At 73.1% G+C, this 25,360-nt stretch carries 19 protein-coding genes and 1 riboswitch; of the genes, 17 read left to right on the top strand and 2 right to left on the bottom strand.

Going from position 1 to position 25,360, the window contains the following annotated elements:
* The first annotated feature begins 103 nt into the window (after window positions 1–103).
* From ABD296_RS05150 to ABD296_RS05205, 12 genes are all read left to right on the top strand, one after another.
* Window positions 104–550, top strand: coding sequence for a hypothetical protein (locus tag ABD296_RS05150; protein WP_407061443.1), 447 nt, complete (start codon window positions 104–106; stop codon window positions 548–550).
* Window positions 550–1,932 (top strand): hypothetical protein, encoded by a 1,383-nt coding sequence (locus tag ABD296_RS05155; protein ID WP_344261983.1) that lies wholly within the window; start codon window positions 550–552, stop codon window positions 1,930–1,932. Before ABD296_RS05150 ends, ABD296_RS05155 begins: the two co-directional genes overlap by 1 nt.
* Window positions 1,929–3,371, top strand: a complete 1,443-nt coding sequence (locus ABD296_RS05160; protein ID WP_344261985.1) for a VWA domain-containing protein — start codon at window positions 1,929–1,931, stop codon at window positions 3,369–3,371. The genes ABD296_RS05155 and ABD296_RS05160 overlap by 4 nt, the downstream gene beginning before the upstream one ends.
* Window positions 3,372–3,402: 31 nt before the next feature.
* The gene (locus tag ABD296_RS05165; protein ID WP_344261987.1) at window positions 3,403–4,524 is read left to right on the top strand and encodes an AAA family ATPase; all 1,122 of its coding nucleotides are present in this window, start codon (window positions 3,403–3,405) and stop codon (window positions 4,522–4,524) included.
* On the top strand, window positions 4,521–7,322 hold the full coding sequence (locus ABD296_RS05170; RefSeq protein ID WP_344261989.1) for a DUF5682 family protein: 2,802 nt from the start codon (window positions 4,521–4,523) through the stop codon (window positions 7,320–7,322). Before ABD296_RS05165 ends, ABD296_RS05170 begins: the two co-directional genes overlap by 4 nt.
* A gap of 310 nt (window positions 7,323–7,632) precedes the next feature.
* Window positions 7,633–8,151, top strand: coding sequence for an ATP-binding protein (locus tag ABD296_RS05175; RefSeq protein WP_344261991.1), 519 nt, complete (start codon window positions 7,633–7,635; stop codon window positions 8,149–8,151).
* Complete coding sequence (locus tag ABD296_RS05180; RefSeq protein ID WP_344261993.1) at window positions 8,148–8,975, top strand: SAM-dependent methyltransferase; 828 nt, start codon at window positions 8,148–8,150, stop codon at window positions 8,973–8,975. Before ABD296_RS05175 ends, ABD296_RS05180 begins: the two co-directional genes overlap by 4 nt.
* A 179-nt stretch (window positions 8,976–9,154) precedes the next feature.
* Window positions 9,155–10,141, top strand: coding sequence for a hypothetical protein (locus tag ABD296_RS05185; protein ID WP_344261995.1), 987 nt, complete (start codon window positions 9,155–9,157; stop codon window positions 10,139–10,141).
* A 101-nt stretch (window positions 10,142–10,242) separates the two neighbouring features.
* Window positions 10,243–11,016, top strand: a complete 774-nt coding sequence (locus ABD296_RS05190; RefSeq protein WP_344261997.1) for a class I SAM-dependent methyltransferase — start codon at window positions 10,243–10,245, stop codon at window positions 11,014–11,016.
* A 9-nt stretch (window positions 11,017–11,025) separates the two neighbouring features.
* Window positions 11,026–11,757, top strand: coding sequence for a class I SAM-dependent DNA methyltransferase (locus tag ABD296_RS05195; protein ID WP_344261999.1), 732 nt, complete (start codon window positions 11,026–11,028; stop codon window positions 11,755–11,757).
* Between the two features lie 187 nt (window positions 11,758–11,944).
* Entirely contained in the window at window positions 11,945–13,081 is a 1,137-nt protein-coding gene (locus tag ABD296_RS05200; protein WP_344262001.1) for an FKBP-type peptidyl-prolyl cis-trans isomerase, read from the top strand.
* A 294-nt stretch (window positions 13,082–13,375) separates the two neighbouring features.
* Window positions 13,376–16,153, top strand: coding sequence for a transglycosylase domain-containing protein (locus tag ABD296_RS05205; protein ID WP_344262003.1), 2,778 nt, complete (start codon window positions 13,376–13,378; stop codon window positions 16,151–16,153).
* A 66-nt stretch (window positions 16,154–16,219) separates the two neighbouring features.
* Here the strand turns inward: ABD296_RS05205 and ABD296_RS05210 are convergent, their stop codons facing one another.
* Window positions 16,220–16,600 carry a hypothetical protein gene (locus tag ABD296_RS05210; RefSeq protein ID WP_344262005.1) on the bottom strand — a complete coding sequence of 127 codons (381 nt, stop codon included), beginning with the start codon at window positions 16,598–16,600 and terminating at the stop codon, window positions 16,220–16,222.
* Between the two features lie 50 nt (window positions 16,601–16,650).
* Window positions 16,651–16,767: riboswitch (SAM riboswitch) on the top strand.
* Window positions 16,768–16,811: 44 nt separating this feature from the next.
* On the opposite strand from ABD296_RS05210, the gene ABD296_RS05215 reads away from it, so the two are divergent.
* The 5 genes from ABD296_RS05215 to ABD296_RS05235 all read left to right on the top strand — a co-directional run bounded on the left by ABD296_RS05215 (window position 16,812) and on the right by ABD296_RS05235 (window position 24,116).
* Window positions 16,812–18,110 carry an aminotransferase class V-fold PLP-dependent enzyme gene (locus tag ABD296_RS05215; RefSeq protein ID WP_344262007.1) on the top strand — a complete coding sequence of 433 codons (1,299 nt, stop codon included), beginning with the start codon at window positions 16,812–16,814 and terminating at the stop codon, window positions 18,108–18,110.
* 148 nt (window positions 18,111–18,258) lie between these two features.
* Window positions 18,259–21,810: an SseB family protein gene (locus ABD296_RS05220; RefSeq protein ID WP_344262009.1), complete on the top strand. Its 3,552-nt coding sequence runs from the start codon at window positions 18,259–18,261 to the stop codon at window positions 21,808–21,810.
* Window positions 21,807–22,175: a hypothetical protein gene (locus ABD296_RS05225; protein WP_344262011.1), complete on the top strand. Its 369-nt coding sequence runs from the start codon at window positions 21,807–21,809 to the stop codon at window positions 22,173–22,175. The genes ABD296_RS05220 and ABD296_RS05225 overlap by 4 nt, the downstream gene beginning before the upstream one ends.
* A 324-nt stretch (window positions 22,176–22,499) precedes the next feature.
* Window positions 22,500–23,327 (top strand): hypothetical protein, encoded by an 828-nt coding sequence (locus ABD296_RS05230; protein WP_344262013.1) that lies wholly within the window; start codon window positions 22,500–22,502, stop codon window positions 23,325–23,327.
* Window positions 23,328–23,822: 495 nt separating this feature from the next.
* Entirely contained in the window at window positions 23,823–24,116 is a 294-nt protein-coding gene (locus ABD296_RS05235) for a hypothetical protein (protein ID WP_344262015.1), read from the top strand.
* A 258-nt stretch (window positions 24,117–24,374) separates the two neighbouring features.
* Here ABD296_RS05235 and ABD296_RS05240 read toward each other — a convergent pair whose 3' ends face one another.
* Complete coding sequence (locus ABD296_RS05240) at window positions 24,375–25,190, bottom strand: TrmH family RNA methyltransferase (protein ID WP_344262017.1); 816 nt, start codon at window positions 25,188–25,190, stop codon at window positions 24,375–24,377.
* Between the last annotated feature and the right edge of the window lie 170 nt (window positions 25,191–25,360).

The raw sequence follows: 25,360 nt of genomic DNA on the forward strand, positions 1-25,360 counted from the left end.
CGGGCCGTGATCGTCCGCGCCGAGGGTGGAGGTCGAGGCGTTGGACGCGGAGAGGGCCGCCGGACGTTCCGGGAGCGGCGGGGAACGGCGCAGCGTGGTGCGGGTGGTGCGGCCGGTCCGGCCGCGAAAGCTGGCGAAGGTCCCGTTCGTCGAGCTGGCGGAGGGCCGGCTGCAAGGGGTCGTGTCGAGCGGGTCGGACCTCGCGCGGGTGTACGTGTCGTCCATCGCCGCCGGCAGCCACGACTTCAGTTGCAGCACCAACAACAACCGGCCGTGCGGCGGGCTGGGCGGCTCGTCCATGTGCAAGCACCTGCGGTCGCTCGTCGACGAGGCCGTTATCCAGTACGGGCTCGAACGGGTCGCGCGCTACCTGAAGGCGGAGTCGGGCGACGGCGACCTCGCCGGGGCGCTGCGCGGGTCCAAGGCGTCCGCGCCGGCGGCCGGGGTGTTCAGCCGGTTCCTGCGCCACCTGTCCTACCTGGAGGTGCCGGGCGCGGCCGAGCCGCTGCCGGAGATGCACTGGTTCCCGGCGATGGGAGCGGCCAACTGATGCTGGGAACGCATCTGGCCGGGCTGCTCGGCGCGACGCCGCCGGGCGTTGACGAGGCGCTCGACGTCGTCGCCGGGTTCGACGGCGCGCTCGTCCACGGCTTCGGGCGGCTCGGCGACGACGGGACGGCGGCGCTGAGCGCGCTGGCGGGCGCGCTGGCCGGGTCGCCGCTCGGCGGGCCCGCCGCCGAGGCGGCCGAGAAGGTCGCGACGGGCTCGGTCGCCGGCGCGCACCTGGCCGCGCTGGCCGGCGGGCGCACCGCCCTGCTCGGCGCGGTCCACGACGCCCTGCTCGCCCACCTCGACACCGCGCTCGGACGGACCCGCGCCGGCTGGGCGGCGGGCGAGGATACCCCGGCCGCCCCCGAGAACCTGCTCGCCGGAGGCCGGTCCTGGCTCGGCGAACTGGCCATCGCCGGATGGCGCGGCGTCGACCACGACCTGGTGTCCGCGTCGGACCAGGTCATCGAGGCGCTGCTGGCGGAGCCCGCGCTGCGCCGCCAGGCCGTCCTGCTCGACGGGCTCGCCGCCGAACTGCGCGCCTGCTCCCCCGTCGCCACGATGGAGGAGATCCCGGCGCGCCGCTGGGCCGACCTGTGGGCGCGCGGGCTGCTGCTGGCGCAGCCGGGCGGCGCCGCGCCCGCGCGGGAGACGGTCGACGGGCGGCTGCTGCTTCTCGGCGTGGACGTCCACGAGCACGGAACGGCCGTCCAGGTGCAGGCGCACTGGGTCCTGGAACCGGAGGGTGACGGGCCGGCCCGCCTGGTTCGCACCAGCGCTGCGGCGGCGAAGGTCGACACCATCGTCGGCCCGGCCGTCTGGCGGGTCCTCGCCGACCGTCCCGTGCTGCTGCGAGCGCTGGCCGAACAGCGCGCCGTCCAGGTCGAGGGCCTCGTGCTGGCGGGCGGCGACCTGCTGTGGGAGGAGGACAAGGCGCGCCTCGGCTTCGTCGCCGACCCGTTCGCCTCGGCCCGGCTGCACCTGCCCGGCGCGGTCGCCGCGGCCGTCCCGCCGCTGGAACGGCATCCGGCCCGCATCGGCGAACCCGTCCTGCTGGAGGGCTACTCGGTCGACGGAACGACCCTGCTGCTCGACGGCCACGCGCTCGACATCGACATGGACCGCCTCCCGGCGTGCGGCCCCCTCACCCCCGACCTGGTGGCCGCGTCGTCCGCATGCATCGGGCTCGTCCGCTGGGACGCCGGCCGGTGGACGCTCCAGCCCCTCGCCGTCCAGGCGATCGTCAAGAAGAAGCAGGTGGACGCGCACAACGGCGACTGGGCCCTCGGCCCCACCGACCCCAAGGCCGAGAAGGCCATGGCCAGATCCGGCGACACGGTGCTGGTCCTCCAGGAACGAGCGGGACGGCTGCTGCGCAAATGACCGCACTCGAAGCGAAGGCCGACGAGAACCGGCGGCAGGTCCTGTACTGGCGGCTGCTGGCCCGCCTCTTCGACTCCGAGGAGCAGACCCCGCTGGAGGCCGCGAGCGTCGCCGTCGTCGACGACCTCGGCCTGCCGGCCGCACTCCTCGACCCGTCCGTCTCCGTCGACGCCCTCGTCCAGCGCTTCCCCGACCTGGCCGCCGACTTCGACGGCCTCCTCCCCTCCCCCGCCACCGCGGGCGGGGCGCCGGAGGCCGAGGATTCGCGGGAGCGGGTGCGGCGGGCCGCGCTGGTCTCGAAGCTGCTGCTCAGCGTGTTCGCGACCGGCTCGGGCAGCGTCAGCGCCGCGCAGCTCACGGAGTGGCAGCGGGACGCGGCACGGTTGAGACGAGCCCTCGGCGGCGATCCGGGAGCCGGAGCCGGGCCGGGCGCCGGCGCGGGGCAGGGACCGGGTTCCGGTGCCGGTACGGAGGCCGGCGACGGAGATACCGGAGGAAACGGAACCGGAAACGGCGCCGGGAGCGGCGGACTCGGGCGCGGGCTCGGGACGGGGGACGGGCTGCGGCCGCTGCTGGCGGAGATCGAGGGCGATCTCGTCCGGCGCATGCAGCTGCGCGAGGTCCTCTCGGACAGCCGGCTCGCCCGGCAGCTCACACCCAGCATGTCGCTGATCGAGCAGCTCCTGCGCGACAAGGCGAACCTGTCCGGGGTCGCGCTCGCCAATGCCAAGGCGCTGATCCGCCGGTTCGTGGACGAGGTCGCCGAGGTGCTGCGGACGCAGGTGCAGCAGTCGAGCGCGGGGAAGATCGACCGGTCCGTCCCGCCGAAGCGGGTGTTCCGCAACCTCGATCTCGACAGGACGATCTGGAAGAACCTCACGAACTGGAGCCCTGAGGACGAGCGGCTCTACGTCGACCGGCTGTTCTACAAGCGCACCGCGAAACGCACCACCCCGGCGAAGATGATCGTGGTGGTGGACCAGTCGGGGTCGATGGTCGACTCGATGGTCAACTGCACGATCCTGGCGTCCATCTTCGCGGGGCTGCCGAAGGTGGACGTGCACCTGGTCGCCTACGACACGCGGGCGCTCGACCTGACGCCGTGGGCGCACGACCCGTTCGAGGTGCTGCTGCGCACGACGCTGGGCGGCGGCACCGACGGGACGGCGGCGATGGCCCTGGCCCGGCCGAAGATCACCGACCCGCGCGACACGGTGCTCGTGTGGATCTCCGACTTCTACGACAACCGGGCGCTGATGACCGACTTCGAGTCGCTGCACCGGTCCGGGGTGAAGCTCATCCCGGTCGGGTCGGTGACCGGCTCCGGGCAGGCGATGGTGGACGGCTGGTTCCGCGACCGGCTGAAGAGCCTCGGGACGCCGGTGATCTCCGGCCATATCCGCAAGCTCGTCGACGAGCTGAAGTCCTTCCTCGCGTAGCGGACGCGAGCCCCCACTCATGAGGAGAGCTATGACCGACGACATGCTGCGCGCCCCGGCCGAGGTGAAGTACGCCGAGGAGCTCGACCATCTCGAGTCGATCGACGACGGGCCGAAGCCGTTCTCGTGGCGGCTGAGCCCGCGGATGGTGCGGCTGTTCGTGCTCGGGTCCGAGCGCGCCGACGGCCTGGACCGGGACATCCCGCAGAAGTGGTTCGGCGACCGCAGTTTCGTGGAGCGGGCCATCGTGACGCTGGCGTCCGACCGGGGGCTGCTGCTGATCGGCGACCCCGGCACCGGCAAGAGCTGGCTCGCCGAGCTGCTGGCCGCGGCGATCTGCCGGAACTCGACGCTGGTGGTGCAGGGCACCGCGGGCACCACCGAGGACCACATCAAGTACTCCTGGAACGTCTCCATGGTGATCGCCAAGGGGCAGTCGCGGGAGTCGATGATCCCGTCGCCGATCATGACGGCGATGGAGGGCGGGGTGGTCGGCCGGTTCGAGGAGCTGACCCGCTCGACCAGCGACGTGCAGGACGCGCTGATCTCGATCCTGTCGGAGAAGTACGTCTCGATCCCCGAGCTGGACACCGACAACATCGTGTTCGCCAGGCCCGGGTTCTCGATCATCGCGACGGCCAACAGCCGGGACCGGGGCGTGAACGACCTGTCGTCGGCGTTGAAGCGGCGGTTCAACTTCGTCCGGATCCCGGTGGTGACGAACAGGCGGAGCGAGGCGGAGATCGTCCGGTTCCGCACGTCGGAGCTGCTGCGCCGGCACGCGATCGAGCTGGAGGTGCCGCCGTCGCTGCTGGACGTGCTGCTGCAGAGCTTCGCCGACCTGCGCGCGGCGGCGGCGTCGGCGACCGGCGACGACGAGCGGCTGGAGTCGGCGCTGTCGACGGCGGAGCAGATCGGGGTCCTGGAGGACGCGATCCTGCACAGCCAGTTCTTCGGCGACCGGACGCTGAAGGCCGAGACGCTCGGCGGGTCGCTGGTGGGGTCGCTGGCCCGCCGCAGCCCGGAGGACCTGGCGATCCTCAACAAGTTCTGGCACGGGGTGGTGGAGCCGCGCAGCCGCGACGACGAGCGGGACGGGCCGTGGCGCGGCTTCCTCGACGGCGGCCGCCAGGCGATCTCCACCCTGTCGTGACCGTCTTCGAGCCGCTGCGGGAGCAGCTGACCGATGCGGCCCGCGCGTTCGGCGGGGACACGGTCGCGGGGATCCTGTCCGGGATCGTCGACGACGTTGACCGGGCGCTGGCCGAGGAGCTGGAGATCTTCCCGGTGTGCCACCACTCGCCGGCGTCGGCGCTGGCGATGGCACGGCGGCTGCGCGGCAAGCGGCCGTCGGTGATCTACCTGGAGCTGTGCGAAGACCTCGCCCCGCTGCTGGCGGAACTGCGCAACTGCAAGCTGCCGGTCGCGTTGCAGGCGTTCGCGAGCCGGCTGGAGGGCTTCCCGGCGGCGTGGGCGCCGCTGAGCGTCGTCGCGCCGATCACCGAGGCGTCGGCGGAGTACCAGGCGATCGCGTACGCGCTGGACACGCCGGGCGTGGAGATCGTGCTGGTCGACCGGTCCACCGACCACGTCTTCCAGTGGCAGCCGCGCGACGGCGCCGAGGACGCGGCCGCCCCCGCGTCCGGGGAGGACGACGACCGGCAGGAGGCGCTGCACGGCGACTCGGTCGGCATCGAGATCGGCGAGCTGCGGCCCGGGTTCGCGGAGCTGGAGGAGCACCTGCTGTGGCACGGGAAGGTGCGGCACTGGTCGGAGTGGTGGGACCAGTACGTCGAGCAGCCGCTGTCGGGTGCCGACTACGCCACGTACCGGCAGGTCATGGTGATGATCGGCAGCCTGTTCCGGCGGCTCCGCCCGCAGGACGCGGCCCGCCGCGACCGCGACGAGGACCGCGAGCGGTACATGTGGACGCGGATGCGCGAGCACCTCGCCGCGACCGGCACCGACCCGGCGGACTGCCTGTACGTGTGCGGGGCGTTCCACGCGGCGAGCCGCGTCGAGCAGTTCGGGCTCACCTCGGACGCCGAGCCGTTCGCGATCACGCCCCGGACGGCGACCCGCTGGCGGTACGGGCTGATCCCGTCCAGCCATTCGGCGATCGAGGCGCAGTTCGGGCTGGCGTCCGGGTCGGTGTCGATCGCCGCCGCGACCTGGGAGAAGGCCGTCAAGCGCAGCGGCGTCAAGCCGTTCCGGATCAGCGGGCAGCAGGGGAAGGCGCCGCGCGGCGGGAAGGCCCTGCCGGTCAAGGGCGGGGCGGCCAAGGACGAGCCGCCCGCCGACCGGCTGTCGGGGTTCCTGTCCGGCCCGCCCGCCCTGGACGGGCTGGACGAGGCGGAACTGCTCGGCTGGTGCGTCGACATCGTCCGGCTGGCGCGCCGCAACGGCTACCTCGCCAGCACCGCCGACGCGATCGCGGTGTTCGAGACGTCGGTGCTGCTGGCGGGGATGCGCGGCCGCGCGCGCCCGACGCCGTACGACTTCCAGGACGCGGCCGTCACCTGCATCGAGAAGGACCGGGTGCCGGGCCGCCGGGACGTGGCGCGGTTGTGCGAGATCCTGCTGGGCGGCGACCGGATCGGCGCGGTCGGCTACGACGCGCTGCCGCCGCTGGCCCGCGACGTCCACGACCGGCTGGAGCCGCTCGGGCTGGACCTGCAGCGGCGGACCGTGCAGCGCGCCCTGCTGGACCTGCACGCCGAGCCGGACCTGGTGCCGTGCTCGGACCTGCTGTGGATCCTGCGGCGGCTGCTGCCGGACGGCGCCGCCCGGCCGATCATGGGGTCGCGGCGGCTGGGCGAGCGGCCGATCCAGGAGAGCTGGGACCTGGCGATCGGCCGGCACCAGCGGGAGCTGGTCGAGCTGGGCTACGAGGGCGTCAGCGTCGAGCAGGTGCTGGAGCAGCGGCTGCGGCGCGCCGCCTGGGGTCCGGACGCGACGGCCGTGGCGGCGCTGGAGGCGGTCGAGGACGCGATCCTCTACCTGGGCGGCGGCCGGTTCGCGGGCGAGCTGGGCGCCCGCGCGGTGGAGCTGCTGGCCGCGGAGCGGACCGTGGACGAGGCGCCCGAGGTGGTGCGGCGGATCCGGCGGCTGCTGGCGCACTACCGCGCGACCGGGCCGGAGCTGCCGCGCTGGTGCCAGGCGTTCGTGGTGGAGGGCTACGCGCACTACTGCACGCTGCTGCCGACGGCGTTCGCGGACGAGGCGGGCGGCGTCCGGCAGGTCGCGGCGATGCTGGGGTTCCTGTTCGGGATGGAGAGCCTGGCGCTGTCGCTCGGCTGCGACCACGCGCAGCTCGAGCTGGCGGTGCGGCAGTCGCATCCGGAGGCGCCCGCGAAGGTGGCGCTGCTGTGGGCGGCGAAGGCGCAGCTCGGCCTGATGACGCGGGACGAGCTGCGGGCCCGCTGCGACGAGCTGCTCGCCAACCCGCTGGTGGTGCCGTCGTTCCCGCTGTACATGAGCGGTTTCGTGCAGGCGCTGGACCCGGCGCCGGCGCTGGCGCCGCTGGTGGTCGAGGCGATGTCGAAGGCGTTCGGCCGGCTGCCCGACGCGGTGCTGCTGCCGTGGCTGCCGAACCTGATCGGCACGCTGCGCGAGCACGCGCGGGAGCTGGTGCCGACGCTGGTGCGGGAGGCGGCGCGCACGTTCCCGGCGTCGCTGCCGGCGCTGGACTCCTGGACCCCGCCGTGGGAGTCGGCGGCACCGGCCGCCGCGCCGGCCGAGCCGGTGGCGTCCGGCCCGGTCGCGGACCTGCTCGCCGCCAACCCGCTCACGTGCGACGCCGCCGCCGCACTCCTCGGTCACCCGGCGCAATGGGCGGAGCCCGCGCGTCCGGCTGGAGACGGGAAGGTGCGGGAGCTGCTGGAGCGGCATCCGGAGACCACCGGAGCCGTCGCCGAACTGCTCGCCCTGACGGGCGGTTCCGCTCGGTAGCGTTCCCGGGGCGGGACGGGCGGCCCCGCCCGTCCCGCCCCGCGGCACGGCGGTGGACGCGCCCGGCCCGACGTGGCGGATCTTGGACGGACGGTGACGGTCCGCAGCGTGCCGCAGGGCCCTTGCGTGCGTGCAAGCGACGGTGACTGCCGCCCGTTCGCTGCGTCAGAGTGGCTGTCGTGTGAGCGGCGACATGGCGCTCGAAGGCCGGACCCGCTCGCGCGTTCCACGTCCACGTCCGACTCTCCCCCAGGCCGAGAAGCACATGTTCGCTTACAGCCCGACACGGAGACGTGAAGCCGTCGCTGCCATGAACGCAACAGACGCGGGGACGGGCGCGCTCGTCCCGGCTCCCTCGCCCGCGCCCTCGCTGGAACTCGGCACCACCGCCGCCCGCAACGGCACGGCCGCCGGCCGGCTGCTCGGCGAGATCGACCTCGCGGCGACGCCCGCCGCCGTCCGGCTCGCCCGCTCCTACGTGCGCGAACTGGTCGGGCAGTGCTTCGGCGCCGACCGTTCCGAGCTGGCCGACCTGGAGCTGCTGACCAGCGAGGCGATGACGGAGTCGGTGCTGCGGTCCCGGCCGCGGCCGGGCGGCACCGTGACCCTCACCGTCCTGCACCTCGACCGGTTCCTCCGGGTGGAGATCACCGACGGGGGCGTCCCGCCGGGCCCGCCCCGGCCGCCGGACGACCAGCTTCCCGGCGGCGGGCGGGGGCGGCTGCTGATGCAGGCGCTCGCCGCCGACCAGGGCGCCCACCGCAACCGGAACGGGACGAGCACGTCATGGTTCGGGGTGCCGGTCGGGGAGCGGTGGAGGCGCCCGTGATCCCAGGGCCGATGCCGAGCCTGAGCCGGTGGGCGGAGCTCACCGGCGGCGAGGAGGGCGGCGTCGCCGCGGTCCCCGCGGGGGCCCCGAGCGTCGCCCGGATGTACGACTACTACCTCGGCGGCAAGGACAACTACGCGGCCGACCGGGAGATGGCGGAGCGGGCGCTGGACCGGGCGCCCGTCGTCGCGCGGCTCGCCCAGGTGAACAGGGGCTTCCTGGAGTACGCCGCGGCGCTTCTCGCCGAGTCGGGAACGCGGCAGTTCGTGGACGTCGGGTGCGGGCTGCCCGCCGCGCGCAACGTCGGGGACGTCGTGCGGCGGGCCGCGCCGTCCTGCCGCGTCGCCTACGTCGACAACGACCCGCTGGTCCTCGCGCACGCGCGGGCGCTGCTGACGGTCGACCGGAACACCGGCGCGTTCGGCGGCGACGTGCGGGCCCCGGCGGCGCTGCTCGGCCATCCGGGGCTGCGCCGGCTGATCGACTTCGGCCGGCCCGTCGCGCTGCTGCTGCTCGGCGTGCTGGACTTCGTGACGGACGAGGAGGACCCGCGCGGGATCGTCCGGGCGCTGCTCGGCGGCCTGCCGGCCGGCAGCCACATGGTGGTCACGCACACCGAGCGGACGCCGGCGCTGGAGTCGCTGGCGGAGACGGCCCGGCGCGCCGGGCTGGCGTTCACGCCTCGCGGCCGCGAGGAGATCGCGGAGATCTGCGCGCCGCTGGAGCCGGTGGGCCCGTACCCGGCGGCGCTGCCGCTCGCCGACGCGGCGCGCCTGGACGGCCCGCTGCCGCTCGTCGGCTGCATCGGGCGCAAGCGGGGCTGACGGCCGCGATGCTCTCCACCCTCAGTCACAAGGCGGCCGCATATCCGCGCGAACCGTCCCCGGAGCCGCGCGCTTCGCTACGATCGGGGCGTCGAGAAATGCCGGCTCTAGGGCGAGTGATGACAGCGGACGGCGCGCCGAAGTCTCTCTCTGAAATCACCAGGGACATGGGCCTCAACATGTCCGATGTGGCCGCGTTCTCGGGGCTCGACGAGAGCACGGTCTTCCGGCTCTGGGACAACGCGGAATGGCTCGACCGGGTCAGCGGGCGCTCCCTACAGAGCCTGATGTCGTCCATTCCGGGAATCGCCGAATACTCGAAGGCGCACGCGATTCGCAAGCGCCTGGACGCGTTGGTGTCCGATCTGGGCGCCGAAGGTCTCTCCGTCGATCTGAACGCGCTCGACCGGTCCCCGGTCCCCCGGCAGCTGCTGCTGAACGCGCTGGAGGCCGGGCTGCGCATCGTCCGGGGCGAGGCGAACCAGCGGACGTCGTCGTTCATCGCCCGGTTCTGGGGGCGCGAGCCCGACACGGCCCTGGAGGCGCTCTACTCCACCGAGCCCGGGCACGGCCTGCTGTCCGACCCGGCCAAGCTGTTCGAGTCGTCCGTCGAGCTGGCGCCCCGGCTGAACCGCAAGAGCTACTCCTTCCACTCCATCCTGGCCCTGAACATCCTCACCCACCAGGTCAGCAAGGTGACGGGCGCACTGGAGGCCGACCTCGGCTTCGAGGTGCCGGGCCGGCAGACCGCGTTCATGATGCGCGGCGTGGTGATGGGCTCGCTGATCAGCTCCGACGACCTCGACCTGGCCGAGCGGTACCGCAGGGAACTGGACGCGACGCCGGTCTACGCCGCGCTCGAGGAGTGGTCGTTCCCGACCTACATGCGCGACGGCCGGATCAGCTCCGACTTCACCCTGCCGAGCGCCCTGTCGCTGCGCAACACCGCCGAGGAGGTGCTGCGGGAGATCGCCGGCTACAGCGACGCCTACGTGTACTACCTGGCGTCGACGTACATCCCGCTGGCGCTGAGGCGCGACCCCGCCTTCGGCGGGCGGCTCGCCGAGCTGACGCAGGCGCTCGAACTGCGCGGCGCGGACTGCCGCGACCGGAAGATCAGAGAGACGTGCAACGCCCTGGTACGGCGGCTGAAAGGGCTGCCATAGCCGGGCGCCGCATTCTCGGGGGTGCCCGCGCGGCGCAGGAGCCGCGCACATCAGGTCGGTGACGTGAAAGGCCCGCGAGCGGGCCGGAGAATGGGGAGCCGGTGGAAGAGACGGCGGAAGCCATCGCGAATCTCACCCGGAAGCGCTGGGAGGCCAACGCGGACTACTGGGTGAAGGTGATCAGGGAGGGCCGCGACCGGTACCGCACCGAGCTCACCGACGCCGCCATGCTGGACGCGATCGGGCCGTGCAAGGGGCTGCGGGTGCTGGACGCCGGCTGCGGCGAGGGCTACCTCGCGCGGACGCTGGCGTCGATGGGCGCCGACGTCGTCGGCGTGGACGCCTGCCAGGGGCTGATCGACGCGGCCGAGAAGCTCGCCGGCACGGCGGGCGCCGGCCCCGGTTCGCTGTCGTTCACCCGGGCCGGCGTCGACGCGCTGCCCGTCGAGGACGACGGGTTCGACCTGGTCGTCTGCAACCACCTGTTCAGCCACCTGCAGGACCCCTCGCGCGCGATCGCCGAGTTCGGGCGGGTGCTGAGGAGCGGCGGGCGGCTGGTGTCGCTGACCCTGCACCCGTGCTTCTACGTGCAGGACTCCGAGCGCGGCGCGACCGGGAGCGTGCCCGCGGCGCAGTACTTCGCCTCGCGTGGGGTCGACCAGCGGTTCCTGGTGGACGGCCTGGAGTCGCCCTCGATGATCACATCGTGGCTGCGTCCGCTGGAGTTCTACTCTGGAACGCTCCGAGACAACGGTTTCGTCATCGCGGACCTGCGCGAGCCGCATCCGACGCCGGAGCAGCTGCGCGACGACCCGTGGTGGCGGGAGGGCTTCCCGACGGCGCTGTTCCTGCTCCTGATCGCGGAGCGCCGCTAGGGTCGCCCCATGGACTCCGGCACGGACGCGAACGAGGGCCCCGGCGAGGACGCGGCCGGGCGGAACACCCCGGGTACGAGCAGGCGGGACGCCGCGGGCGCGGGCGGGCGGGACGCCGCGGGCGCGGGCGGCGCCGGGGTGCCGGCGGGGCTCGACGGGCATCCCGACCGGCTCCGGTGGAACGCCAAGTACGAGAGCGCGCCGGAGCCGTCGTTCGCACCGCATCCGCTGGCCGTGCGGGCTTTGGAGGCGACGCCGGGAGGGGCGCTGCCGGACGGGCCCGTCCTGGATCTGGCGTGCGGGACGTCGGGGTCGGCGCTGCTGGCCGCGCGGGCGGGACGGCGCGTGACGGCCGTGGACGTCTCCGAGGTGGCGCTCGGCCGGCTCGGCGCGGAGGCCCGCCGCCGCGGGCTGGACGGCCTGATCACGCTGGTCCACGAGGACCTCGGAGCATGGCGGCCCGGATCGGACCGGTACGCGCTCGTCCTGTGCACGGGCTTCTGGGACCGGGCCGTGTTCGGGCGGGCCGTCGCGACCGTCGCCCCGGGCGGGCTGCTGGCCTGGGAGGCGCTCACCGCGCGGGCGCGGCACGGCCATGACACGCTCCCCGCCGACTGGTGCGTCGTCGAAGGCGAGCCCGCGTCGCTGCTCGACGGCGCCTTCACGGTCCTGGAGCAGGACGACCTGCCCGGCGGCCGGAAGCGGCGTTTGCTCGCCCGCGCCCCCGCGGCAGTATCCTGACGAGTCACTGTGTCCCATAGAGACCGCCCTCCGAGGGCGGTTCCCCTGCCAGGAGCGCTCTTCCACGAGGAGTGACCGGTAGATTGCGGGTCGGCCTCCTTTGCGCGGTTTTCACGCTGTTCTTAGGCCGGTGCTGGAAGGGTGGTCACTTTCGTGATGTCGTCGACCCCGGAGCGAGTGAGGAACCATGGCCGAGGATGACAAGCCGGCGGTCAAGGCGAAGATCCCTAACGCCAAGAACATCCGCAGCCCGGAGTTCACCCCGCACGGGATCAGCGCCGGCCGCGGCAGCGGGCTGAACCGGCCGTCCGGGCTGACCGCGGCCCAGGCCCGCAAGCGGCGGATCGCGACGATCGCCGGGATCGTGGTGGCCGTGCTGGCCATCGCGGGCGGCGTCACCTACTACGTGACCCGGCCCGGCCCGAAGATCGAGGTGTCGGGCAAGTTCGGGTCCGAGGCGAAAGTGAAGATCCCCTCGAAACTCGCGCCGGCCAAGTCGCTCAAGACGCGCACCGTGATCAAGGGCGGCGGACCCGCGATCGCCGACGGCGACACGATGTTCGTCCAGTACTCCTTCTACCAGTGGGCGAAGAAGACCGACGCCGACGACTCCAAGAAGCAGAGCACCAGCAAGAAGATCGGCTCGTCCTACGAGCAGCAGTCGCAGAGCGGCTCGTCGGGGCCGCAGGCGCTCACCGTCGGCAAGAGCGGCGTCAAGGGCCTGGACAAGGGCCTGGTCGGCAAGACGGCCGGCAGCCGGGTGCTGGTGGAGGTCCCGCCGGCGATGGGCTTCGGCGACCAGGGCTCGCAGCTCGGCCTCGGCAAGAACGACGCGGTGGTGTTCGTCGTGGACGTCGCCGCGGTCGGGAAGAAGAACGCCGGCCCGCAGGGCGCCCCGCAGAAGCTGGACGACAAGAACCTGCCCAAGGTCGAGGACCAGGGCACCGGCAAGGCGCCCAAGGTGACGATCCCGAAGGTGGACGCGCCGTCCAAGCTGCAGGTCAAGACGCTCGTCCAGGGCACCGGCCCGGCGCTGGCCAAGGGCGACGACGCCGTCGTCAACTACCAGGGGCAGATCTGGAAGGGCGGCAAGATCTTCGACTCCAGCTGGAAGAACGCCCAGCCGGCGCTGTTCCCGATCGGCACCGGCAAGACCGTCCCCGGCTTCGACAAGGGCCTGACCGGCGCGAAGGTCGGCAGCCGCGTGATGCTGGTGCTGCCGCCGTCCGAGGGCTACGGCAAGACGGGCAACGCGCAGGCCGGGATCAAGGGCACCGACACCCTGGTGTTCGTGGTGGACATCCTCGCCAAGGCGCAGAAGTGAGCGCGCGCGCCGCGTGACGGCGCATGGCGGAGACGAGCGGCGGGCACCCGGTCCTGGGTCCCCGCCGCTCGGCGTTCAGGACGCCGTCAGGAGGCTCTGCGCGGGCGTTCGGGGGGCTTTGCGACATCCGTCACGACAACCCGGAGGACCCGGCGGCCGTCCTCCTATCGGGAAGCCAAGGATGCGCATTGGGCGGCCCATCGCATGGATCCCCTCAGGTATCGTCGGTAACGCAATAATCACGGGGGGCTTGTGAGCAGCAGGGAAAAAGGTCAGGAAGACGGCACACCGGGCATGGCACGCGATCTCGGGCAGGAGCCCGCGAAGGCCGCCGCGGCGGACGCAGGGGACGCCGCCGCACCGCGCCACAACCCGGCGGACGAGGCCGCCCAGGCCGGTGACCAGGCCCGTGACCAGGCCGGCGACCGCGAGCCCGGCCGGGAGGGCGGGCCGGCGGGGGCCCCCGCGACCCGGGCGGCGACGCTCACCGTGGACACCGGAGAAACCGCCCCCGACCCGAAATCAGCCCTGAACGACGACATATCTCAGAACGACGACAAGGCGGACGCGGCGGGCATCGCGGGCGCCGCGGAGGCGCAATCGCCGCCGGCCGGTGCACAATCCCCGGCCGCCGACGCCCAATCTCCGGCGGTCGACACCCAATCTCCGGCGGTCGACGCCCAATCTCCGGCGGTCGAAAAGGGCGTGTCCCCCGATACCCCCCGCGCCGCGCGGGACGTTCCGGGCGCCTCCGCCGGCGCTGGTGTGAGCGACTCGGCGGCGGGAGATACCAAGACCATGCCGGCTGCTTCGACCAGGCAAGGGGGGCCACCCGGGCGCGGCCCCGGCGGCGGCCCCGGCGGCTCCGGCGGCGGCGGTGGAGGTGCCGGCGGCGGCAAGGGGCCGAAGAAGCCGCGCAGCCGGCGCGCCCGCTACCTGCGCCGGATCCTGTTCACGCTGCTCGGCATCCTCGGGTTCTTCGTCGCCGCGTTCGCGATCGCCTACGTCTTCACGCCGGTCCCCTCCCCGCAGGAGCAGGCGCTCGCGCAGGGCCCCGCGTTCTACTACTCCGACGGCAAGACGCTGATCGCCAAGACCGGGATGAACCGGGACGCGGTGAAGTACGACCAGATCCCCAAGAGCACCCGGGACGCGGTCATCGCGGCCGAGAACCGCAGCTTCTACAAGGACCCGGGCGTGTCGGTGCAGGGCACCGCGCGGGCGTTCTGGTCCACCGCGACCGGCGAGCAGCTGCAGGGCGGCTCCACGATCACCCAGCAGATGGTCCGCAACTACTACGGCGGCATCGGCAAGGAGCGCTCGGTCACCCGCAAGCTCAAGGAGATCATGGTCTCCCTGAAGGTGGGCCGGGAGAAGTCCAAGGACTGGATCCTGGAGCAGTACCTCAACACCATCTACTTCGGCCGCGACGCCTACGGGGTGCAGGCGGCCGCGCACGCCTACTACAACAAGGACGTCAAGGACCTCACCCCCGCCGAGTCCGCGTACCTGGCCGCCGCGATCCAGCAGCCGAGCAACTTCTCCGACCCGACCGGCCAGCACCGCGTGTACGCCGAGCAGCGCTGGCGCGCGGTGGTGAACAACATGGTCCGCGACGGGGCGCTGTCGTCCGCCGACGCCGCCGCGATGAAGTTCCCGCTGCCCGGCAAGGAGAAGATCACCGACGTCCTCAAGGGCCAGAAGGGCTACATGGTCAACCTGGCCAAGAAGGAGCTGGAGGAGCGGCGCGGCTACACCGAGGACGAGATCAACCGCAGCGGCCTGAAGATCACCACGACGTTCGACAAGCGGCTGATGGACGCGGCGAAGCGGGCCGTCGACGCCGCCGCCCCGGCCGGGATGAGCAAGAAGATCCGCACCGGGCTGGTGTCGGTCGACCCGAACACCGGGCAGGTGCTGGCGTTCTACGGCGGCCGCAACTACCTGACCGAGGCCGCGAGCAGCGCCTTCTACGACACCGCGCAGGTCGGGTCGGGCTTCAAGCCGATCGCGCTCGCCGCCGCACTGGAGGACGGCAAGAGCCTGTCCGACAGCTATGACGGCAGCTCCCCGCAGTACTTCGGCGGCCACCGCATCGAGAACGACAGCGGCGAGAACTTCGGGAACATCAACCTCGTCACCGCGACCGAGCACTCGGTCAACACCGCCTACGTGAACCTCGGCCAGGACATCGGCAACAGCAAGATCGCCGACATGGCCGAGAAGCTCGGCGTCTCCTCGTCGCAGATGACGGCCGCGCAGCGGTCCGCGACGTCGTTCCCGCTCGGCATCGTGTCGCTGCACCCGGTCCAGCAGGCCGGCGTGTACGCGACGTTCGCCGACGAGGGCCAGTTCCGCACGCCGTTCGTGGTGAAGTCGGTCACCGACAACGAGGGCCAGACCCGCAAGTTCGCCGAGAAGGGCCAGCGGGCGTTCAGCACGCAGGTCGCGCGGGACGCCACGTACGCGATGCAGCAGGTCGTCCAGGGCGGCACCGGCACCGGCGCGCAGCTGCCCGACGGCCGCGACGTCGCCGGCAAGACCGGCACCACCGACGAGGGCCGCGCGATCTGGTTCAACGGGTACATCCCGCAGATGGCGACCACCGTGGCGATGTTCCGCGAGGACAACAAGGCGCTGAACATCCCCGGGTACGGCGCGTACGGCGGGCAGCTGCCCACCCAGATGTGGCGGTCGTACATGGCCGACGCGGTCGACATCAAGGGCTACGACCCCGAGTCGTTCGGGTCGCCGTCCGAGACCCCCGGCAGCGGCTGGGGCGGCCCGCCCACCGGCGGCGGCCAGAGCACCGAGCCGCCGTCCACGCAGGGCCCGTCGCACCGCCCGTCCGGCGGGACGGAGGAGCCGGGCGGGTCGACGCCCCCCACCGGCGGCCTGCCGACCATCATCCCGTCGCTGCCCGGCGGCGGTGACGGCGGCGGCAATGGCGGCGGTGGGAACGACGGCGGCGGCAACGACGGTGGTGGTGGCGGGAACGACGGCGGAGGCAACGGCGGTGGCGGCGGTGGTGGCACCGGCGACGATGGCAGCGGCGGCCAGATGTTCAATTAGCGCCGCGTCGCAGCGCGGGCCCGGCGGTGAACCCGCCGGGCCCGCGGCCTTCCGGCCGGACGCCCGCTAGTCGCACGCCTTTCCGATGCGCGAGGGCGTCCCGTCCAGCACGGCGCTGAGCTGCGCGGCGTCCCCGGCGTGCACGCTCGCGGCGGCGGAGCGCAGCCGGCCCGCCTCGTCCTGGAGCGCCTTCTTCAGCGCCCCGTCATCGGTCTTCTTCGCCAGCCCGTCGAGGCGGGTCGCGAGCCGCTGCGTCGCCTGCCCCCACTGCGCCGGCTCCGCCGCCGGCACGCTCCTGACCTGGGTGACGTACTGCTGGAACGCCTTCTTGGTGTCGGTGCAGACCTGGCCGGAGTCGCCCCCCAGCGCACCGCACGCGCCCAGCAGACCGGACACGCCGAGCATCACCACGCCCCCGGCCAGCGCCCGAACCACCCCGTACCGCATCGCACCCTCCCGCTTGATCTGCCACAGGCCCCGCATATACTTCCGCACTAGGTCATGAGCGCCAGCGCCAAGCCCCGGCTCGCTGGCCGGCAACCCTTCGTCCGCGATGGGGTGCCCCGGGTGAGGACCGGGCCGGACGCGACACCGCGTCCCGGCAAGCGCGGATCCCGCAGGCGCGTCCCCGGGGTCCCTGACCCCGGAAGGAACCGGCATGCCCACGCTCGCCCCCGCACCGTCCCGCTCCCCGTTCACGAGTGCTGAGACGTCCGGCACCGGGCCGGAAGTTCGCGCCCCTCGCGTCATCGGCGCGGACGCGCCCGTCCCGCTGGACGACGGCCGCCGCGTCCCGTACGCCAACCTCGACTACGCCGCCAGCGCGCCCTGTCTGGAGGCGGTGCACGAGGCCGTCACCCGCGCGCTGCCCTACTACAGCAGCGTGCACCGCGGCGCCGGCTACGCCTCGCAGGTCACCACCGAGGCCTACGAGAACGCGCGGGAGACCGTGCGGACGTTCCTCGGCGCGTGGCGGCGCGACGCGGTCGTGTTCACCCGCAACACCACCGACGCGATGAACCTGCTCGCGCACGCCGTCCCGTCCGGGACGAGCGTCGTGGTGTTCGAGTCCGAGCACCACGCGTCGCTGCTGCCGTGGCGGCGCGCCGTGCGGCTGCCCGTGCCCGCCACGCCCGCCGAGGCGATCGACGCCGCCGACCGCGCGCTCGCCGCGACGCCGGCCGGGGCCCGGCTGCTCGTCGTCACCGCCGCGTCCAACGTCACCGGCGAGCTGTGGCCGATCCGCGAGCTGGCGCAGGTCGCCCGGCGGCACGGCGCCCGCATCGCGGTGGACGCCGCGCAGCTCGTCCCGCACCGCCCCCTCGACATGACCGCGCTCGGCCTGGACTACGTCGCGTTCTCCGGGCACAAGCTGTACGCGCCGTTCGGCGCCGGCGTGCTGGCCGGACGCGCCGACTGGCTGCGCGCCGCCGACCCCTACCTCAAGGGCGGCGGCGCGAGCGCGTCCGTCGCCGAGACCGTCCGGTGGGCGCCGTCCGCCGAGCAGCGGCACGAGGCCGGCACCCCCAACGTCCTCGGCGTCATCGCGCTCGCCGCCGCCTGCGACGCGCTCACCGCCGCCGGCTGGGACGCGCTCGCCGCCCGCGAGGAACGCCTCCTCGCCCGGCTGCGCGCCGGCCTCGCCGCGCTCCCCCACGTCCGCGAGCTCACCCTGTGGGGCGACCGGTCTCCGCGGGTCGGGATCGTGTCTTTCACCGTGACCGGCTGGAACGCGCGGGACGTGGCGCTTACGCTGTCCGGGGAGCACGGCATCGGCGTGCGGGACGGCAAGTTCTGCGCGCACCCGCTCGTCCGGCACCTGCTGGACGGGGAGGGCGGCGCGGGCTGCGGCGAGGGGGCGGCCGTCCGCGCGAGCTTCGGAATCGGCAGCACCGAGGAGCACATCGACCGGCTGTGCACCGCGCTGGCGCGACTGGCGGGGTCGGCACGGCGCTGACCTGCGGAATCGCCCGCAAGCACAGACGTTTATGGCCTTTGGTCCTGTTCGCCCCTGTAGCGTAGGCAGTCGCGCTACTTCCCGCCGGGACTCCCACCGGGACCCGGCGGGTCGGGGACGAGCACGGACGAAACAGGGGGTGGCGGCGGTGGCCGACGCGTGGCGACCCACGTCGGAACTGGAACGCCGACTGGAGGAGACCGTACGGGCCGGGGACCAGGAGGGCTACTTCCGCGTCCTCGCGGGCAGCGAGCTCGTGGTGCCCGTCGCGGACGACGCCGTCGACGGCGTCCTCGCCGGCCGGACGCGGCCGGCCTGGCCGACCCAGGAGGAGGACGGCCGCGTGCACGTCCTCGCCTACACCTCCGCGGCGGCGATGCGCGCGTGCCTCGGCCCATCCTGGCGGCACTTCATGACGCTGCGCTTCGGCGACCTCGCCGAGACCTGGCCGGACGCCCGCTGGTGGCTGGCCGTCGACGCCCCCGCCCACCCCGGCGGCACCCCGCTGCCGATCGAGTCGCGGATGCCCGCCTGGTTCGTCCGCCAGGTCGCCGACGGCGACGGCCGCCCGCCCCGGGTCGGCCGCCCCGAACTCCCGTCCGGCACGGCACCGGCACCGGCCCTGGAACCGGCGCCTGCCCCGGAACCGGCGCCCGCTCCGGAACCGGCGCCCGCTCCGGAACCGGCGCCTTCACCGGAACCAGCGCCTTCGCTTTCGCCTTCGCCGGAACCGGCGTCCTCGCCGGAACCGCCGTCACCGCCTCCGGCACCGTCGCCTTCACCGGCGCTGTCGCCCTCATCGTCGTCCTCGTCCTCGCCGGACGAGTCGCCCTGGGAGGAACTGCAGGGCCAGCACCGGGAGCTGACCCGCGAGGCACCGCCCGAGCCGTCCCGGCCCGAGTTCCGGCCGGCCAACGACGTCGAACGCGAACTCCTGCGCGCCGCGGCGAACAACGACCACGACCTGTTCCTGCAGACGATGGCGGACACCGAGATCCTGCTGCCCGTCCCGGACGACACCGACTACACGCTCCGCCCCGGCCGTCCCGGCTTCCCGTGGCGGACCCGCGAGGTCGACGGCAACACCGTCGTCCCGGTCTTCACCTCGCCCGAGCGGCTCATCGAGGCCGCGCACGCCGCCGGGACCGGCACCGAGTACATCAAGCTGCCGTTCACCGTCGCGCTGCGCTACTGGCCCGACCACGGCTGGCTCCTCGCCATCAACTCCGGCTCCCCCGCCGGCGGCACCGTCATGGCCGCGCAGCTCCCCGGCCTCGCCACCTGGGCCGACCAGCGCGCCGCCGCCCGGATGACCGACCGCTTCGAGCCGCAGAACGACATCGAGCAGCGGCTCTTCGACGCCGCCCGCCGCCGCGACACCGACGCCTTCTTCAAGATCCTGCTCGGCGCGCAGGTCCTCGTCCCCGCCGATCCCGACACCCCGTGGGGCATCGCGCCGGAGGACCCCGGCTTCCCGTGGCGACCCGTCACCGTGCACGGCCGCACGTCCGTCCAGCTCTTCACGTCGCTCAAGTGGATGAACGACGCCATCGGCTCGTCCCGCTTCGTGATGCCGAGCCTGCTGGACGTCGTGTCCGCCTGGCCCGACCCCGGCTGGACGCTCGTCATCAACCCCGGCACCCCGATCGACGCCACCATGCCGGGCGAGCAGGTCCGCGCCCTCAGCGGCCCGCCGCGCACCGCGCCCGAGGAGGCCGCCACCCCGCCGTCCGCCGCGACGCCTCCTCCTCCGGACAACCCCGCCGTTCCCGTCGCCCCGCCCGTCCCGTCCACCGACACCGGCCCGATCCCGGAGCCCGAACCCGCCGCGAGCGGCGAACCGTCAACGCCCCTCCCGGACGGGCCCGCCCCCACGGTGCCGGAGCCCACGCCCGCCCTGCACCACACCGGCCCGCTCCCCCACACGCCGGGAGACGCCGGAACACCGCCCGTTGGCACGGCGATCCCGCCCGCCGCCACCGTCCCGGCGGACGTCGACGCACCGCAGGGACCACCGGTCGGCGCCGCACAGCACACCGGCCCCCAACCGCAGGTCCCCGCGCCGGGAGACACCGGAGCACCGACCCACGAGGCGGCGCCGACCACCACCGGCCCGATGCCCCAGGTCGACCGAGCCGGACTCGGCACCCCGGAGACCACAGGCCCCGGCTACGAACCGTCCACAGCCGACACCAACGCGCAAGCCGTCACGCGACACACCGGCCCACAGCCCCAGGTCTACGACCCGTCCGGCAGCGAACACGCACCGGGAGACACCGGAGCAGCGCCGCCTCCGAGCGAGCACGCCGGATTCGGCAGGGGCCCGCAAGGACTGCCGTCCGGATACACCGGCGACGCACCGGCGGATCCACCGAACACCGACGGGACGCCGGCCGGCCCTCCGACGCCGCAGACATACGCCCCGTCCGACCCCGGTCATGGCTACACAGGTGAGCCCGCGCAAGATGTGGCGAGCAGCGAGAACGCGTCCACCGTGACCGGCGGGCACGCGATCGCCGGCCTCGGTGCCCAGACCGGACCGGCGGACGTCGGAGCCGCGGAACCCGCCGGCGCCCCAAGCGACACCGCAACGCCCCCGCAGGAAACGGGCCCCGCCGGCCCGGAGCGGCGGCTGCAGAGCGTCGAAGAGCCCGAGGCGGTTTTCGAGCCGGGGAACCGGATCGACCAGGAGCTCTACGAAGCCGCGCTCGGCGGGGACTCCGACGCGTTCCTGCGCGTCCTGCTGAACGCCAACGTGCTCGTGCCGATCCCGCCGGACGCGCCGCTCGAGGTGACGCCGGTGCAGCGCGAGTTCCGGTGGGACGCGGCATTGCGCGACGGCGCGGCGGTCCGGGTGTTCACCTCCCTCGTCCGGCTGCGGGAGGTGCTGCCGGAGTCGCGGTTCGTGTACGCCGACTTCCGCGAGCTGATCGGCGCGTGGCCGCGCGAGGACTGGGCCCTGCTGCTCAACCCGGGGACGCGGATCGGCGCGTCCCTGCGCGGCGACCAGGTGCGGGCGCTGAGCGAGTGGGCCGTGCGGGTCGGGCTCGTCCAGGCCCGGCCGCAGGTCCCCGCGCCCCCGCCGCCGCGGGAGCCCGCCGCGGACCTGACGGTGCGGGACGTGACGGCCGCGCCGGCGCCGCGGACCGAGGACCTCGACGACCGCGTGTCCCAGCCGACGATCATGCAGAAGGTCGTCCCGCACGGACATGTGGGCTGGTACCTGGAGCAGGGCTACGACCGCGTCGGCGGGTTCGTGCACGCCACCGGCGACGTCGCGGAACTCCAGACGCCCGTCCAGCTGTACGAGGCGCTGGGCCTGCTCTACGAGGGCACGCCCTTCACCCCCGCCGACGACGGCGTCTACGTGATCCGGTGGCCCGCGTACTGCCCGGAGCTGTACCGCATCCCCTTCGGCGGACGCGACGCCGAGGAGATGGCCGCGTGGGGCGAGGCCGGATGGGTGATCGAGCGGCCCCCGTTCCTCGGCGGCGGGTTCGCGCCGGGAAGCGCCGGCTCCATCCGCGAGTACAAGGTGGACAGCGTCCGGCTGCCCTACGGCGCGGAGATGTACTACCTGGGCATGGATCGTTCGGAGAGGTTCGTCGCGATGTACGACCCGGACCGGCTCGCGTGGCTGCGGCCCGACGCGGCCGCCGGCCCCGACGCCGCGGACGGGCGGACGGGGGCCGCGCAGTGATCAGGGACGGCTACGTGGCGCGCTGGCTCGGCCGCGACTTCGAGGCCGCGCCGGGCGCCGACGGCGAGATCCGGCTCTACACGCCGGGGCCGACGGACGGCTTCGAGGAGCTGCGCCCCGGCCGGTTCCGGCGGATCGTCCCGGCGTCCGAGGTCGAGGAGCTCCACTACGTCCGCACGACGTGCCGGTGGCGCGGCGAGCGGTTCGTCGTCGTCGGCGAGCACGAGACCTGGCTGCGGGTCGAGTACGTCGGCGGGCGCGCCCCGGTGGCCGAATCCCTCGGCCTGGAGCGCATTGACCAGGGCGTATGGCAGGCCTGGGCGCCGAGCACGGAGATAGAGGACGTGCGAGAGGAAGTCATGTGAGCGTCCACGGGGTTGCTTTGGCCCGTTGATCCGTGTTGGCATGATTCCTGGGACGATCTCCCGGGTACAGCGGGCACAGGCGCTCAAAGGCGATGCGACGGAGGTGCTGGGGCGGTGTACTGCCGACCGGCGGTGAAACCGATTCTTGTTGGGCTCGGCGCAGCGGCCATCCTCGCCGCCGGAGGCGCATCCGCCTCCGCCGAAGACACATCTTCGCCGACCCCGTCAGACTCGACCTCCGCATCACCAACGCCCACCCCGGGAACGCTCGCGATGGATGTGAGCGCCCTCTCGGAGAGCGTGCGCCCAGGTGGCACCGTTCAGGTGCGGACGCACGTCATCGCGGACGGCGGCACGGTGTCGGGCATCAAGGTCGTCGGCATCACGACGTCGCCCAAGGCCACCGTCGGCGGCGACTGCGCAGCGCCCTACACCTCGACCGGCTGCACCGTGGGCGAGTTGGCGGCAGGACATCGCGGCCTGATCGAGTCGACCGTGACCGTGCCCAAGTCCATCAAGAAGTCGGGAGAACTCACCTTCACCATCACCGTCGACGCGACCGACACGAAGGCCTTGGCGAAATCCGTGACGGTCGAACTCGTGGTGCCGACTCCGTCTCCGTCGAAGACGCCCACCAAGTCGCCGACGAAGCCGTCGAAGTCGCCGTCCCCCTCCAAGAGCGCCACGCCGTCGCCGTCGTCCACCGGCTCGTCGTCGAGCGGGGGCAGCGGCTCCGGTGGCGGCAGCGGCTCGGGTAGCAGCGGAACCAGCGGCGGGACGTCCTCGGCCGGTGCGGCCGGATCGACCAGCGACAACGTGCTGCCGACGCCGAACTCGTCGTTCGCGGCGCAGAATCCCCACGTGGCCTTGCCGCCGATCGCGGCGCCCAGCCCGTCGATCGCCCCCTCCACGGTCTCGGTGACGCCGAACAGCAGGCTGCGCGGGAACAAGGCGCCCGTCGCGCAGGACCTCACCTTCGAACGGGTCGCGAGCACGCAGGTCGCGTGGCTGGCGGCGCTGATGGTGGCGATCGCGGTGCTGCTCACGCAGGTACGGCTCGGCAGGCGCCGCGTGCCCGCCGGCGCGGCGGCCGCCGCGCACCGCGCGAAGGGCACGCACCGCCGATCCCGCCGAGGCATGTTCGGCCGGTAAGTGAGACCGCAACCAGCAGCGCATGGCGGAGCACATCCAGGACATCGCGCTGTCCATGGACGTCGTCGGACTGGTGCAGTCCCGGCTGCCCGACCTCAGCGACACGCGGGCACCCGAGGAGCGAGGGCGGCGGCGGAATCGAGATCGAGCACGACCCCAGAAACTCCTGACCGCAGCCCCACCTCGACGCCTTCAGCGACAGAGCGAAGGCGATCCAGGGCGTCGCGAAAGCGCACTGGTATAAGTGGCCACGAGTAGGGCTTGGTCGGCGTCGCGATCTGATCTCGCAGTTCGTCGGTTGGCTCATCGTCACATGGCTCGCCGCCCAGGCGGCCGCCATTCCGTCGCTGGGGCGTCCGCGACCGCCACCGCAGGAGCAACCGCCGGAGAGCGGCCATCGCCGCCTACCGTAACTCCCGGATCGCCCAGAAGGTAATGGAGATCCTCCGTCACCTCCGAGCCATTCTCGCAAAGGTGGTTAAGTCACTTCAGGAGATGAAGGCGAAGTCGTTCTGGAAACTGATCGGCAAGGGAGGGAATGATGCGCTGGCGGGACGCGGGTTCGGGCGAGGCCTCGCCGAGAGCGGCGGCAACGCACGCAATGCGCTGGAGATGACCGGGCAGCGGATTCCCTTCAAACAGGCCTACGACTGGGAGGCGCCCGCCGTGGCCGGAGAGATCAAGGTGGCCGTCGGCTTCGCTCAGGCGGCGGAGGACTCCAGCCGCATTCCCAGCAGAGAAGAGATCAATCAGAAGGTGAACCTTCAGCCGCCGGATGTTCAGCAGTGAGCCGAGCCGTCGAACGGCCTGCCACCTTTCCGCACAGTCGAAGGAGCCCGGCGCAACGGCAGATAGAGGGCGAAGAAAGCGCCAATACACAGAGGATCAGGTCAGGGCCGGTGTTCTGCGATATCACGCTCGCAGTCGGACACTGTGGCTTCTCGCGGTGGCATGCGTCCCATGACTGGGAGTTCGAGTTTTCCGTATAGAGATCAATGCCGGGGCATTTCCCGCGTTCGGCGTCCCATTGACAGCAGGAAGCAGGGTCTATGTGCGGAGGAGGGTGTAGCAGGCTATGGCGGCGGCGGCTGTGACGTTGAGGGAGTCGACGCCGCGGGTGAGGGCGGTTTCGTTCATGGGGATGCGGACGCGGTGGTCGGCCTCGTCGAGCCAGCGGGAGGAGAGGCCGTCGCCTTCGGAGCCGAGGAGGAGGGCGCGGCGGTCGGCGGGCGGGACGGAGTCCAGCGGGACGGCGCCGGCGGACGGGGTGAGGGCGAGGATCTGGAAGCCGTAAGCGCGCAGATCGGCGAGGCCGTTGTGCCAGTCGGTCATGCGGGCGTACGGGAGGGCGAACACGGCGCCCATCGAGACCTTGACCGAGCGGCGGTAGAGGGGGTCGGCGCAGCGGGGCGCGAGGACGGCGGCGTCGACGCCGAGGGCGGCGGCGCAGCGGAAGATCGCGCCGACGTTGGTGTGGTCGACGACGTCTTCGAGGACGAGGATGCGGCGGGCGTCCTTCACGACGGCGTCGACGGGCGGGAGCGGGAGGCGTTCGAGGGAGGCGAGGGCGCCGCGGTGGACGGGGAAGCCGGTGATGCCTTCCAGGACGGTGTCGTCGGCCACGTAGACCGGGGCGTCGACGCTGTCAAGGACGTCCGCGAGGGAGGCGGTCCAGCGGCGGGCCATCAGCAGGGAGCGGACGGGGTGGCCGGCGGCGACCGCGCGGCGGATCACCTTCTCCCCCTCGGCGAGGAAGAGGCCGTGCTCGGCTTCGAGGCTTTTGCGCAGGTTGACGTCGCGCAGCCGGGTGTAGTCGGCCAGCCGGGGGTCGGTGGGAGAGGTGACGGGGAAGAAGCCGGCCATGCTCCGATTGTGGCGGAGCGGACGGGGTGCCCGGACCGGGGCAAGAGGAGGCGGCGGCCGGTTCCGGCCGCGCGCGGTGGTTCGGGTTTGCGGGAGGATCGCGCACGGTCTCCGGGTCCGATCCACCCATGATCACAGGGCCCGCACCGCCGTGTGGCGCTCCGGAACCG

It is taken from the genome of Actinomadura napierensis (assembly GCF_039529375.1).
GTDB lineage: Bacteria > Actinomycetota > Actinomycetes > Streptosporangiales > Streptosporangiaceae > Spirillospora > Spirillospora napierensis.